Origin of the sequence: Maridesulfovibrio salexigens DSM 2638, from assembly GCF_000023445.1 — a bacterium.
Classification (GTDB): Bacteria; Desulfobacterota; Desulfovibrionia; order Desulfovibrionales; family Desulfovibrionaceae; genus Maridesulfovibrio; species Maridesulfovibrio salexigens.
Map to the genome: position 1 here is coordinate 283509 of NC_012881.1, position 11954 is coordinate 295462.

13 protein-coding genes are annotated in these 11954 nt (G+C 48.4%); 2 read left to right on the forward strand and 11 right to left on the reverse strand.

Translation table 11 applies throughout. The features are described from left to right. Positions 1-69: 69 nt before the first annotated feature. Positions 70-831: a precorrin-4 C(11)-methyltransferase gene (cobM, locus tag DESAL_RS01345; RefSeq protein ID WP_012765857.1), complete on the reverse strand. Its 762-nt coding sequence runs from the start codon at positions 829-831 to the stop codon at positions 70-72. Then, complete coding sequence (locus DESAL_RS01350; protein WP_041721564.1) at positions 832-2055, reverse strand: bifunctional cobalt-precorrin-7 (C(5))-methyltransferase/cobalt-precorrin-6B (C(15))-methyltransferase; 1224 nt, start codon at positions 2053-2055, stop codon at positions 832-834. Positions 2056-2198: 143 nt separating this feature from the next. Between DESAL_RS01350 and DESAL_RS01355 the strand changes: the two genes are divergently transcribed. Then, positions 2199-2471, forward strand: a complete 273-nt coding sequence (locus DESAL_RS01355; protein ID WP_012765859.1) for a hypothetical protein — start codon at positions 2199-2201, stop codon at positions 2469-2471. On the opposite strand, the gene cbiD is transcribed toward DESAL_RS01355, so the two are convergent. From cbiD to DESAL_RS01380, 5 genes are all read right to left on the reverse strand, one after another. After that, on the reverse strand, positions 2447-3559 hold the full coding sequence (gene cbiD, locus DESAL_RS01360; protein ID WP_012765860.1) for a cobalt-precorrin-5B (C(1))-methyltransferase CbiD: 1113 nt from the start codon (positions 3557-3559) through the stop codon (positions 2447-2449). The two genes, DESAL_RS01355 and cbiD, sit on opposite strands and share 25 nt — an antisense overlap. Further along, positions 3552-4721: a DNA polymerase IV gene (gene dinB, locus DESAL_RS01365; protein ID WP_012765861.1), complete on the reverse strand. Its 1170-nt coding sequence runs from the start codon at positions 4719-4721 to the stop codon at positions 3552-3554. Before dinB ends, cbiD begins: the two co-directional genes overlap by 8 nt. Positions 4722-4754: 33 nt before the next feature. Beyond that, positions 4755-6131, reverse strand: coding sequence for a cobyrinic acid a,c-diamide synthase CobB (locus DESAL_RS01370; protein ID WP_012765862.1), 1377 nt, complete (start codon positions 6129-6131; stop codon positions 4755-4757). Positions 6132-6158: 27 nt separating this feature from the next. Next, positions 6159-6902 carry a tetratricopeptide repeat protein gene (locus DESAL_RS01375; protein ID WP_012765863.1) on the reverse strand — a complete coding sequence of 248 codons (744 nt, stop codon included), beginning with the start codon at positions 6900-6902 and terminating at the stop codon, positions 6159-6161. Positions 6903-6985: 83 nt separating this feature from the next. After that, positions 6986-7726, reverse strand: a complete 741-nt coding sequence (locus DESAL_RS01380) for an RNA methyltransferase (RefSeq protein WP_012765864.1) — start codon at positions 7724-7726, stop codon at positions 6986-6988. Between the two features lie 161 nt (positions 7727-7887). Between DESAL_RS01380 and DESAL_RS01385 the strand changes: the two genes are divergently transcribed. Continuing rightward, the gene (locus DESAL_RS01385) at positions 7888-8058 is read left to right on the forward strand and encodes a hypothetical protein (RefSeq protein ID WP_157046905.1); all 171 of its coding nucleotides are present in this window, start codon (positions 7888-7890) and stop codon (positions 8056-8058) included. A 110-nt stretch (positions 8059-8168) separates the two neighbouring features. Here DESAL_RS01385 and DESAL_RS20295 read toward each other — a convergent pair whose 3' ends face one another. The 4 genes from DESAL_RS20295 to DESAL_RS01395 form a co-directional block, all read right to left on the reverse strand. Further along, positions 8169-8345 (reverse strand): hypothetical protein, encoded by a 177-nt coding sequence (locus tag DESAL_RS20295; RefSeq protein ID WP_012765866.1) that lies wholly within the window; start codon positions 8343-8345, stop codon positions 8169-8171. Between the two features lie 76 nt (positions 8346-8421). Continuing rightward, positions 8422-8565: a hypothetical protein gene (locus tag DESAL_RS20160; RefSeq protein WP_012765867.1), complete on the reverse strand. Its 144-nt coding sequence runs from the start codon at positions 8563-8565 to the stop codon at positions 8422-8424. 243 nt (positions 8566-8808) lie between these two features. Next, positions 8809-10962 carry a methyl-accepting chemotaxis protein gene (locus tag DESAL_RS01390; RefSeq protein WP_012765868.1) on the reverse strand — a complete coding sequence of 718 codons (2154 nt, stop codon included), beginning with the start codon at positions 10960-10962 and terminating at the stop codon, positions 8809-8811. A 216-nt stretch (positions 10963-11178) separates the two neighbouring features. Further along, entirely contained in the window at positions 11179-11946 is a 768-nt protein-coding gene (locus DESAL_RS01395) for an exodeoxyribonuclease III (protein WP_012765869.1), read from the reverse strand. Positions 11947-11954 lie beyond the last annotated feature (8 nt).

Consider the following 11954-nt stretch of genomic DNA (forward strand, 5'->3'; position numbering starts at 1 on the left):
CACTCCTGCATTGGTTATTTCAGAGAGAAATATATTACCATCAACAATGCAGGAGTGCTATTTTTATTGTTATGAATTGCTTTCTTTGCGGAACATGTGGCTGAATCCGGAATCGTAAAGCAGGGATTCGCTGTCACTGTCTTTTCCGGGCAGGATCAGGAAAATAGTCTGCCGTGTGAAATTGTTCTGTTCAGCCGTTTCAGCCAGTTTTTCAAGGGTGGTCGGAACGGATTTTTCTTCAGGCCAGCCTATGCGATAGCTGAGGATTACCGGAGTGGAAGGCTCCATACCTCCGGCAAGAAGCTGTTCCTGAATACCCATGGGATTTCCTGCTGAAAGGTAGATAGCCATAGCTGAGTTATGCTCAGCCAGTTTTTGCAGGGATTCGGATTCCGGCACAGGGGTTCGTCCGGCCATGCGGGTCAGGATCAGGGTCTGGGTTCCACCGGGAACCGTGAATGATGCGCTGGAGGCTGCTGCGGCTGCACAAGCTGAAGTGACACCGGGAATGACTTCATATTCAATGCCTGCTTCCCGCAGTAAGCGGGCCTGTTCCTGCACTGCTCCGTAAAGAGCGGGGTCTCCGGTGTGAACGCGGGCTACGATTTCTCCTTTGGAGGCATGTTCCTGCATGATGCGGTCGGTTTCTTCCAAAGACATGGAAGCGGAATTTTCAATACGTGCATCTTGGCGTGCTTCGGCAATTGCGGCCTCGGGGACCAGTGAACCGGCATAAAGGACCAGTCCGGCCTCACGGATAATGCGCTGGCCCTTTACGGTGATCAGTTCCGGGTCACCCGGTCCGGCACCGATGAAATATACTTTACCCATTTATTGTCCTTCGGGCTTGTCGGCCCAGAGTATGGTTACCGGGTTGTGCGCTTTGTAGCGGATATCCCCGGCCAGTTTGTCTGATGTTGAGGCCTGAATCTGCATGGAATGCCAGTTCCAGCCCAGTTCTTCAAAAAGGTCACGGGTGCGCTGGATGCTGCCCATGAGTATAGCATGGACCACCAGTCTGCCACCCGGTTTGAGGCGTTCGGCCGCTTCGCGGATAACCGAATCTCCGCGTCCGATGCCCCCGCCCATGAAAATCCGGTCGGGATCGGGCAGTTCTGTTAGGGCCTGCGGCATTTCACCGCAGACAGGTTCAACAGTCCAAGCGCGAAAATTGCGGATGTTTTCCTTGATCATTGCAATTCGTTCGGCCTTTTTTTCTACGGCGAAAAAACGGGAACCAGCACCGATAAAAGAAGCTTCAATGGCGACAGAACCACAGCCCGCGCCGAGGTCCCATACTGTCTGTCCCTCGCTAAGTCCCAGCAGGGCTATACCTGCTGAACGGACGGGAAGTTTTGTGATTAGTCCCTTTTCCCGTGTGAATGAATCGTCATCACGCCCGAAGAGCGGAGTGCTCCGATCTTTGTTTTTTGAAGTGAGGATGACGATATTCAGGTCCGGGCAGGTGAAATTTAAAAATGCCTCCGGTTCGCCCTGAATCACCTGTTCGTCCTGTGTTTCCAACTGGGCCAGTACGGTCATGGAATAATTATCCACACCTTTTTCGATCAGTCGTTGTGCAATGGCCTGCGGGGTGTTTGTCGCATCTGTGTAAACAGCGCAATCCCTGTTGCGTTGCATGGCTCCGAAAAGCGGCGAGTAGTCATCACGGCCATGCAGGGAAATAATCTCAAAGTCTTTCCAGCTGTGAGCCAGCCGTGCTGAGCCGATTTGGATGGCTGAAACCGCAGGGCTGATGACAACATTCTCCTTACCCAGAAACGGGATAAGGGAAGCGGCAATTCCGAAAAGCAAAGGGTCACCATCTGCCAGCAGAATTACCTTTTTCCCTTCTAGCAGCAGTTGCTTAAGAGTTTTGGCATATTCTTTTACAGGAGAAGCAAATGGGACTTTGGGGCCTTTGAATTCTGGAAAAGATTCCAGCAAGCGCTTTCCGCCGCTGAGTACATCAGCGTTGGAAATGGTTGCCGCAGCATCTTTTGTCGGCGTCAGGCTGCCCGGATGCAGCCCGATTATCTGCAAGGGATATTTCATGTCATGTTTCATACAATGTATTGGCTGGATATTAAAGGAAGATTTAAGATTTTAATTTAATTTCAATATTAGTTACCAAAAAAAAGAGAATCTGTTATTGTGGAATTGACCCCTTCCATACTTTTTTGCGGAGGTGATGAGGTATGAAAAAGTTAATTGCCATAGCTCTTCTGGTCGGTTCAGTTATTACTGCTTTCTACGGATTTTCATTGACTGCTCCCATGCTGGCCGGGAAAACCATGTCCGATGTAAATGACATTATGGGCAACATGCACATCGAGTACGAGGTAAATAATTATACTGCCGGTACGGAGAATCGTTGCATACCTTTTTACGTAGTGGCTCTTTTGGCCGGTGCTGCAGGTGTTTACGTACTTTACTCTCTGGGAGATCACGATGAAGAAGATTTTTTCTGATGGTCGGGGTAGTAGACCATTTGTCCATCAAAATCAAAGAGGAAGTACTCAACTGCTACCTCCGAGTTCCCGCTGAAAGCGCGGGCATTCCCGTGTGCTTTACGGACCAGCATGCGGATGAAAGCCGTGCGTGAATCTTCGGGGACCATTTCATATACATGCCGGGCCGTTATCGCGGCCCGGTTTTTTTTAATCAGATCTTCAGCCATACCCAGTTCTGCACACCAGTCCGCCAGCAGGTTAAAGTCTATGGCCCAATCCTTGGCGTGGGTGTAAGGAAAGCCCATGGCATGTTTGACCAGCTTGCCGATGAAAATGGCCCAGCGCACAGTACGCATGCCTTTTAGTTTGGCCTGCTGCATTGAAAATTTAAAGAAATCGGCAGCCTGTACCATGCTTATTTGCGGGGTTTCAGGAAAGTGGGCCAGATAAAGCTGTTCACTGCGCCGTCCGGTGGTGAATACAATTTCATCCAGTCCCGCAGCACGGGCAACATTTAGTGATTGGGCGATTGAGGCTTTCCATGAGGCGTGGCTGTAAGGACGGACAATTCCCTGGGTTCCCAGTATGGATATCCCGCCCAGAATTCCCAGCCGGGAGTTCATGGTTTCCTTGGCAATTGCCTCGCCCTGCGGAACTTCAATAATGATCTTGAGCCGTCCGTTGAAATCCGGTGCAATCTCACTAAGTTCTTTCAATGCTCCGGCAATAATCTGCTTACGGGGCACTGGATTGATGGCTGCTTCACCTACGGGTACGGGCAGTCCCGGCAGGGTTACCCTGCCAATTCCTTTGCCGCCATCCACTTCAATCCGCAATGAATCTGCATTTTCTATCTTCACCAGTGCATGGATTTTATGTCCGTGGGTGGCGTCGGGATCGTCCCCGCCATCCTTGATGACAACACCGCGTACTTGATTCCCATCTTTTAGCACCCGCTCCACCGGAATATTTAAAGTTCCTTTAACTGGAAGAGGGATTTCAATTTCTTGGGATATGCTTCCATTAAACAAGACCCGAATGGCCGCCATCGCAGCTGCTGTGGCGGATGATCCGGTGGTGTATCCTTCTCGGAGCTGTTTACTCATCTTCAAGCAATCTCCCACGGGTCAGGATATCCTTACCGAATTTTAGTCGGACCTGATCCACTGCCTTGTCCAGCTGTTCGAGTCTTTTGCTTTCTTTCGGCTTTTCCGGATCATCAAGCAGGGAAAGCTGTCTGTTGCGTTCTTCGAAGTTTGAAATGCCGACACCTATTAAACGGATCGGGCCGATGGGCAGTTCCGCATCAAGCAATGAGCATGCTGTTTTATATATTGTCCCGGCATGGGAGGTTCGGGAATCCAATGTGCGGCTGCGGGTGATCTGGCGGAAGTCGGGAAATTTGACCTTCAGGGTTACGGTTCTTCCTTTGACCCCGTGTTTCCTGATGTCTGCGGCTATGCGTTCGGATTGCTTGAGCAGCAGTGTTTTCAGGGTGTGGATGTCAGAAACATCTTCACCGAAGGTATTTTCCGCGCTGGAGGATTTCATTGCTCCACCTTCGGTTACCGGAGTGGGATCAATGCCCGCACCTTTTTCATAGAGAACCAATCCTCGTTCCCCGAATCTTTCTTTCCAGAACTCAGGTGGATAGCGGCGCAGGTCTGCGGCGTATGTGATGCCGTAGGAACGCAGGCGGGGCAGGGCTTTTTTGCCGACTCCGGGGATTTTTTCCACCGGCAGGGTTTTCAGGAAATCCTGTACCTGCTCTGCGGTGATGATAGATATTCCATCAGGTTTATTAAGATCGGAAGCAATTTTAGCCAGAAATTTTACCGGGGCAATACCAACTGAAGCGGTCAGTCCGGTGGCTTTACGAATGTCAGCTTTGATGGAACGGGCAATTTGGAGCGGGGTACCGAATAGTTTCTCGGTTCCGGTTATGTCGATGTAGGCTTCATCAATGGATGCCTGCTCAACAATCGGTGAGTAGTTGGAGAGTGCCGCCATAACCTTGCGTGAAATTTCTTTGTAGCGGTGTCTGCTTCCTGATACTACCTGCAATTGCGGGCAGAGTTTTAAAGCCTGACGTACTGGCATTGCAGAGCGCACCCCGAACTTGCGGGCTTCGTAAGAAGCCGCACTGAGGACAGAGCGTTCATGCATGGAACCTACGCCCACAGGTTTTCCGCGCAACTCAGGATTATCCAGCTGTTCCACGGACGCGAAAAAGGCGTCCATGTCTATGTGCATGATGTATTTCTGCATAAATATACCCGTTCTAGAGTAAATGCAGGTTGCTTAAATATCTTCCGGGCTGGAAGATGCAGCACAGGCTTCAACAAAGTTTGCTGCTACTTGCGGATTGCTGGCAAAGTGAAGGTGGATATAGCTGCCAAGTGTTTTGTCATTGGCAATGTACCCTTCACTGGCGGCAATATTTTTCTTGCAGGTTACCTGATAGGCTTTGGGAGGGTTATCAGGCATTTCCTCCAAAGCGGAGTAGTGAAATTCGTGTCCCCTGACTTTTGTGCCTGCCGGACCGAGGATTGTGTCTTGAGATAGTTCTACTTCCCGGTATCCAAGGGATTGGAAGCGTGATTGCATTGCGCTGCGGAAGGGGAATATGCCGCACATGGGGAAAACCCGGTCATCGTGGCAAATGGATTCCATGAGGTACATGAATCCACCGCATTCAGCATAAACAGGGTGTCCGGCTGCGGAAAATTCAGCGATGTTCCGACGTAATTTAGTGTTCTGGGCCAGATCAAAAGCTGCAAGCTCCGGATAGCCGCCACCGAAATATATTCCTGAAATGCCTTCGGGCAGTGCTTTGTCCTCTATGGGAGAAAAGGGAACCAGTTCTGCTCCGGCCTCACGCAGCAAACGCAGGTTTTCTTCATAGTAGAATGAAAAAGCACTATCCTGTGCAATGCCGATTCTTGTGCGCGGGATCATGGGTACTTCATCAAAGCGGGGTTGCACGGGAATGTCGGGCAGTGCTTCTATGATCTGTTCAAGATCAAGATTCTCCTCAACCCAGTCGGCAAGCGCGTTGTATTTGAATTCCAGATCTTCGAGGTGTTCCGGGGTTACAAGTCCCAGATGGCGTGAAGGGGTGGATATCTCTGCCCGGCGGGGCAGGCAGCCGATAAGAGGAACGTCTGTTAGGGAAATGGCTTCGCTCAGGATCTGGGCATGATTGCTGCTGCCGACACGGTTGCAGATCACTCCGGCCACAGGAGTTTCCGGGTCGAAATTACAAAAACCCTGCACCAGTGCAGCAGCGGAACGGGCCATGGAACCGGCATCTACAACGAGAATTACCGGCAGGTTCAGCTCTTTGGAAAGATGTGCGGTGGAGCCTGTTTCATCCAGCGCGGAATAGCCATCGTATAGACCCATGACGCCTTCAACAATGCAGGCATCGGCATCCTGTGAGTAGCGGGAGAATATGTCACGCAGGGTTTTGCCGGAAAGCATCCATCCGTCAAGGTTGTGGCAGGTCCTGCCTGCGGCACGGGTATGGTGTCCGGGATCAATAAAGTCCGGTCCGGTTTTGAAGGGTTGGACTTTGATGCCACGACGCGAGAGAGCAGCCATAAGACCCAGTGTTACCGAGGTCTTACCGCAACCGCTGTGTGTTCCTGCTACAATGAAGCCTTTGATGGAGTTCATTGGAACTGTATAATGTTTTTTTTCTGATCAGCCCAGCTTATTTTTATCCAGGTAAGCGACAAACTTTTTGGCTTCAGCAAAATCAGGATTAAGCTCCAGACACTTGGTCAGTTCTTCGCGTACCTTGTCGTACTGCTCATCTTCGAAGTAGGCCCGTGCAAGGTTGTAACGCAGGTGTTCGTCTTCCGGGCTGAGAGCGATAGCTTTTGAATAGTATTCAATAGCCTGCGGGATCATTTTTGATTTACGCAGGTTGATGCCGAAGTCATTGAACATATGCTTGTGCTCAGGGGCAAAGGGCGCATCCATGGAAACAAGTCTGGCAAAAACGTCGTTGGCCCGTTCGGTTTCCCCTCTCTGCATAAGACAGAGTCCGACACCGAAGTTACCGCGTACGTTCATTTCATCGACTTTGATGGCGTTGGTATATTCCATTTCAGCACTGAAGGAGTTGCCCTGCTGACGATATCTATCCGCACGGGCGAGGGTTTTTTGTAATTCCTTCATATTGGGCAGAACCTGCTTGTGGTACATCTCAGGTTCAGGAGTATAATCTTTCAGGAGCGCATCGCGGTCAATTCCTTCCGGGTCTCCGGTGGGGACAAAATTACTGTTCAAAGGGCGGACCTGAAACAGGTCTTCAGCCATCTGCTCAACAAAATAGTAGCCGATCTGCGCTACGCGGCGAGTGGTGGTTCCGGTTCCGACCTTTGCGATTCTCTGGCGTGAGAAAACTCCGCTTAGATCTTGAATTTTATTATTCTCAGACATTTACAAGCTCCGCAAATCTTAATTCTTTTCTTTACTGTAACGTTCTTTACTAAAATTGAGAAGAGGCTTGGTTTATTTCCGTATTATTTTTTGCCTGCCTGTCCTGCTATCCATTTGATCTGACGGCATATTCCCATGAGCAGGTTAAATTCGTTACGTTTGATGTCTATTTTGGACATGAAGCGTCTTACCGGCATCATCCAGTAGTCCGGGTTGTCCGCTTTCAGGAAATCGATCGCAAGCAGGGTTTCCTGCAGGTTGGAGGCAAGGATTTCCTGTTCTTCGAAAGAGGTGGGACGCTCCTCAGGAGGACCTGCCGGGGTGAAAGGCTTATCCAGAGCATTCTTAAAGCATTCGTATAATATAATGAGTACAGCCTGAGAAAGGTTCAGGGAGCTGTTTTCATGACTGGTAGGGATGTTGATCAGTCTTGAGCAGAGCTGGGTTTCATCATTGGTCAGCCCTCTGTCTTCCGGTCCAAAAACTACGGCGACTTTTTCCCCGGCCCTGAGTTGTTCCACGATTAACGGAGCTGCGGTTGATGGAGTCATTACTCCCTTGCGCCATCCTCCGGTGCGGGCAGTTGTTCCATAAACTCTGGTCTGGTCCTTCAGGGCTTCGGAAAGTTCATCAGCAATAAGTGCTTTCTCAACAATATCACGACCTTTGACTGTTGCTAATGGCCGTGCTTTTTCCATGTCCCATGATGCAGGGCGCACCAGGGTCAGGTTTTCGCAACCCATATTGGTCATTGCTCTGGCAGATGAACCGACGTTTTCAGGAAATTTAGTACCGAAAAGTACAATGCTTAAGTTGTCCAGCATGTTAGCTCCGGGAAAAGTTATTTAGCCTGCAAGAGCGGGTAATCCCTTCCGTAAGGCAGGCAAACAGCTTTCATAGAGCCATCTTCTTATGATGTCCAGTTTCGGTTTTGATGCAAAATCAGTTTTTGCAAACTGTTCGCGGTGAGTGTAAAATCGCATGTATGAGAAATACTGAATTATCAGAAAAAATACGGGCTATTGCCGATTCAGCAGGACTTTCCCCTGAGGAAGTACAGGAGTTTCTCAGTGGAGGGGAGGCTATTCCGGATGATTTGAGGGAAGTTTTTGAAAGGATAGGTGATGCTATTTCTGAAGAGTGTGCGGAAGATTAAGTTTTAAAAAGATAGTCCCGGCCTCGTCAACGGGGAGAAGTACGAAGCCGGGAGGGTGAAGTAAGCTTAGAGCAAGGGTGTCACAACCTTGGGAGAGTAAGCATGGTTGTCTATGCCTTGGAGGAGGGGATAATCGCTCCGTCGGCTCCTACTTCACCAAGCAATTCGAAATCTGGGAAAAGGCTGGGGTCAAAGGTGTAAGAATAGTAATCTTTGAATTTTATAAGGTATGTTTTCCAACCGTATTGCCGTCTCATACGAGCTGCTTCTTTTATAACGTCTGCCATTTCATACTCCGCTTTTAATTCGCTTTCAGGAAATTTGTTGAATACCCGAGCTCTGCATGGCCTTTGTCGGGTCGGATTAATCTCTGTCTTTGTCTGGTACCGGAAAAGGAGGATTCTCTGTCTCTTTCACCCTTTTTTCGTTGGCACCGCAAAAACTTTTAAATGCTTTTTTAAGAAACTTTTTTTTGTCCAATGAAGAAATGCTGGCTGTTTGGGTCATGGTATGTCTCCTGTTTGCAGTGTGTGTCTGAAACAGTCTTAGTGAACTTGAAAATCAATATCAAGAAAAAAATGAGCTTTGAATCAAAAAAACTGGCGGAGCATCTTTGTTGTCAGTTTTGGGGTTTGAAATAAAATAAATAGTAGCAGTTATTGTAGGTGGTTGAGCGTGATAAACAAAAAGGCCTCTTCTATTGAAGAGGCCTTTTTAAACTGTATTTGTTTTAGCTTAATGAACTAAATCTTAAACATCCTTCAGGTCATCAATGAGTTTTTGCAGGTCTCCAGAGAGTCTTGCAAGGTCAGATACTGCGGTCATTGATTGGTGCATAGCCTCTGCTGTTTCCATGGCAATGCGGTTAACTTCGTCAGTTCCGCGGTTGATCTGTTCACTTGCTGCAGACTGTTCTTCACTGGCTGTCGCAATGGCGCGGACCTGATCCGCTGTTGAATCTACGTTCTCAACAATGGTTTCAAGGCTTTCGCCAGCCTTTCCTGCGTACTCAGTGCTCTTGGCAACCATGTTGGCAGCATTGTTCATTTCATCAATGTTCCGGCGGGTTTCAGACTGAATAGCGTGGACAGCCTGTTCAACTTCTTGAGTTGCCTGCATGGTTTTTTCTGCCAGCTTGCGGACTTCATCAGCAACAACGGCGAATCCTCGTCCGGCTTCACCTGCGCGTGCAGCTTCAATTGCAGCGTTCAGCGCCAGCAGGTTGGTCTGGTCGGCAATATCTGTGATCACAGTAATTACCTGCGAGATTCCCTCGGCCTGTGTGCCGAGTTCATTAAGGCCGTTGACCATCTTTGAGGATGCTTTGCTGACTGAGTCAATGGAAGAAACTACATCGGCAACAATCCTGCCGCCGTCTTCAGCGTTCTTCTTGGCATCGAGGGCGCTTTCAGCTGCCTGTGATGCATTCTGGGCCACTTCAAGTACCGAAGCATTCATTTGTTCCATTGCTGTGGCTGATTCAGAGGTACGTTCACGCTGAGTTTCAGAACCGCGTGCAGATTCTTCAATCTGGGAGGAAAGCTCCTCAGAAGCGGAGGTAATCTGTTCTACAATACCTTCCAGTTCCCTTGCGGCCTGCAGCATACCTTCCGCTTTGGCCCGTTCTGCGGCTTCTTTCGCCAGCCTTGCTTCTTCAAGGGCTTCGTTGGCTGCTTCCGTCTGTTGCTCAGCTTCTTTTGATTTTTCTTCCGCAGTAGAAATGAATTTAACCAGATTCTCTACCATAGAGCGCAGAGCATCATGCAGGGTCAGGAGCTCGCCGCCGAAAAGACTGCGGTCCATCTTGGTCTCAAAGTTGCCTTCTGCAATACTCTGTGCATCTTGAACCATAACTCCGATAGGCTTGGATATTGAGCGGGCAATGAGCAGAACCACACCGATTACCAAGATGATAGCCAGAATGGAAATGGTAACGATCAGTTTGAAAAAGTTGTTGGCTTCAGCGTAAATTTTGTCTGTGGGGATAGCCAGTCCAATGGACCACGGGGTTGTTGTTCCGCTGATTACGACGGGTTCGAAAACGTAGTAGTATTCTTTACCATCCCTAGGGGAGACCAATGTATTGTGATATGTCTTTCCGTTTTTAATATCATTCAAGATCTCATTGCGGTTTGCTTCCGGGAAAGCTTCAGCAATACTCTTGGTGACAATTTCTTTGTCCGGGTGGGCTACACAGTAGCCTTCGTTGGAGGTGATGAATGCGTATCCGGTTTCCATAGGATGGATGTCTTTGACCATCTTTTCAAATGATCCGAGAACGAAGTCGATACCGACCACACCTATAAACTTGCCACTTTTAAGAATGGGCACACTTACAGTAGCCATAACTTCGGGCACAACAGATGTGGTGTAGGGTTCGGTCAGAACTGCTTTGCCCGTATCGCGCGGTACCATATACCATGCTCGGGTGTTGTTGGGATCGTTCTTGTGCATTTCTGCAAGCTTCCAGGTGCTACCCTCATACCAACCGTATTGTCCGTATTCACCCTTTGGACCATACTTGTCATTGCCGATAAAGTCTGCGTCACGACCGTCAAGTTCATTTGCTTCAATAACAATCTGGGTTCCGAAGAACATGGTGTCCGCTTCAGTAAGGGTCTTGATGAAGTCGTTTACCATCTCGCGATCTACATTTGCCTTGAACTTTGTAATACTTTGCATGGCCGCAGCACCGGCCCATGAAGCATCAAGGGCTTTTTCAATTATGCCTTTGATTTCATTGCCGTATCTGCCGGCCATTTCTTCGGCTAAATTATGGGCTTGCTGGATGGAGGATTCTCTGGCTTTGCTGACAATAAGGCTGGTGAATGCCACAAAGATGATGATCATCAATGCGCTGATACTGAGCGCAATTTTGGTACCTATCCGCATGTTCTTAAACATATAAACCTCCATCCTTTTAAAACAATGAACAGTTGAGCATTTAGCAGTTTTCACGTTGTAAGCGTGCATGTCCATACACAGTGTCCAACCCCAATTGTTTCAACAATACAATATTTTAAAAAAGGAAGCTATGTTTAATACAAAGAATGGCTCGAAAAGATCTATTCTTAATAATATATAATTGGGGCCATATTAGGCCCCAATTTTACTTTATATTTAAGGAAAGCTTAATTCTATACCGATGGGGCAGTGATCGGACCCCATGATATCTGATTCGATCCAAGCATTTTTAACGTTGTGTTTCAGTTCTTCAGAGACAAAGAAATAATCAATGCGCCACCCGGCGTTGTTTTTGCGGGCGTTGAAGCGGTAGCTCCACCATGAATATTTACCGGGGCTGTCATCAAACATGCGGAAGGTGTCTACGTATCCGTGCTCGATGAACTTATCCAGCCATGCTCGTTCAATAGGCAGAAAACCTGATCTTTCCGAGTTTGCCTTGGGGTTTTTCAGGTCGATTTCCTTGTGTGCGGTATTAAAATCTCCACCGACTACAATGGGCTTTTTCTTGCGCAGTTCTTCAGCATATTCGAGGAAGCTGTCATAAAACCCCATTTTGTACTCAAGGCGTTCATCGCTCATCTGCCCGTTAGGATAATAGATGTTGAAAAGATAAAACTGTTCGTATTCCATCAGTACGACCCGGCCTTCACCTTGGTATTTTTCATCGGTAAGGCCGAAGGAGTGCGAAAGCACCGGCTGGCGAGTAAAGCAGGCTGTGCCGGAATATCCTTTCTTTACCTTGGACCAGTTCCAGAGTGATTCATACCCCTCAATGTTGCGGTTCTTGTCCGGGATTTGATCCGGGTGGGCTTTGGTTTCCTGAATCATAACCACATCTGCGTTGCTCTGTTCAAACCATTCGTTGAAATTCTTTTTGATAACAGCTCGATATCCATTAACATTCCATGAATAAATTTTCATATGTCTAT

Bases quoted from the DNA above. Each gene is read 5' to 3' on its own strand.
- cobM (WP_012765857.1), bottom strand. From the start codon at position 831: ATGGGTAAAGTATATTTCATCGGTGCCGGACCGGGTGACCCGGAACTG.
- DESAL_RS01350 (WP_041721564.1), bottom strand. From the start codon at position 2,055: ATGAAATATCCCTTGCAGATAATCGGGCTGCATCCGGGCAGCCTGACG.
- DESAL_RS01355 (WP_012765859.1), top strand. From the start codon at position 2,199: ATGAAAAAGTTAATTGCCATAGCTCTTCTGGTCGGTTCAGTTATTACT.
- cbiD (WP_012765860.1), bottom strand. From the start codon at position 3,559: ATGAGTAAACAGCTCCGAGAAGGATACACCACCGGATCATCCGCCACA.
- dinB (WP_012765861.1), bottom strand. From the start codon at position 4,721: ATGCAGAAATACATCATGCACATAGACATGGACGCCTTTTTCGCGTCC.
- DESAL_RS01370 (WP_012765862.1), bottom strand. From the start codon at position 6,131: ATGAACTCCATCAAAGGCTTCATTGTAGCAGGAACACACAGCGGTTGC.
- DESAL_RS01375 (WP_012765863.1), bottom strand. From the start codon at position 6,902: ATGTCTGAGAATAATAAAATTCAAGATCTAAGCGGAGTTTTCTCACGC.
- DESAL_RS01380 (WP_012765864.1), bottom strand. From the start codon at position 7,726: ATGCTGGACAACTTAAGCATTGTACTTTTCGGTACTAAATTTCCTGAA.
- DESAL_RS01385 (WP_157046905.1), top strand. From the start codon at position 7,888: ATGAGAAATACTGAATTATCAGAAAAAATACGGGCTATTGCCGATTCA.
- DESAL_RS20295 (WP_012765866.1), bottom strand. From the start codon at position 8,345: ATGGCAGACGTTATAAAAGAAGCAGCTCGTATGAGACGGCAATACGGT.
- DESAL_RS20160 (WP_012765867.1), bottom strand. From the start codon at position 8,565: ATGACCCAAACAGCCAGCATTTCTTCATTGGACAAAAAAAAGTTTCTT.
- DESAL_RS01390 (WP_012765868.1), bottom strand. From the start codon at position 10,962: ATGTTTAAGAACATGCGGATAGGTACCAAAATTGCGCTCAGTATCAGC.
- DESAL_RS01395 (WP_012765869.1), bottom strand. From the start codon at position 11,946: ATGAAAATTTATTCATGGAATGTTAATGGATATCGAGCTGTTATCAAA.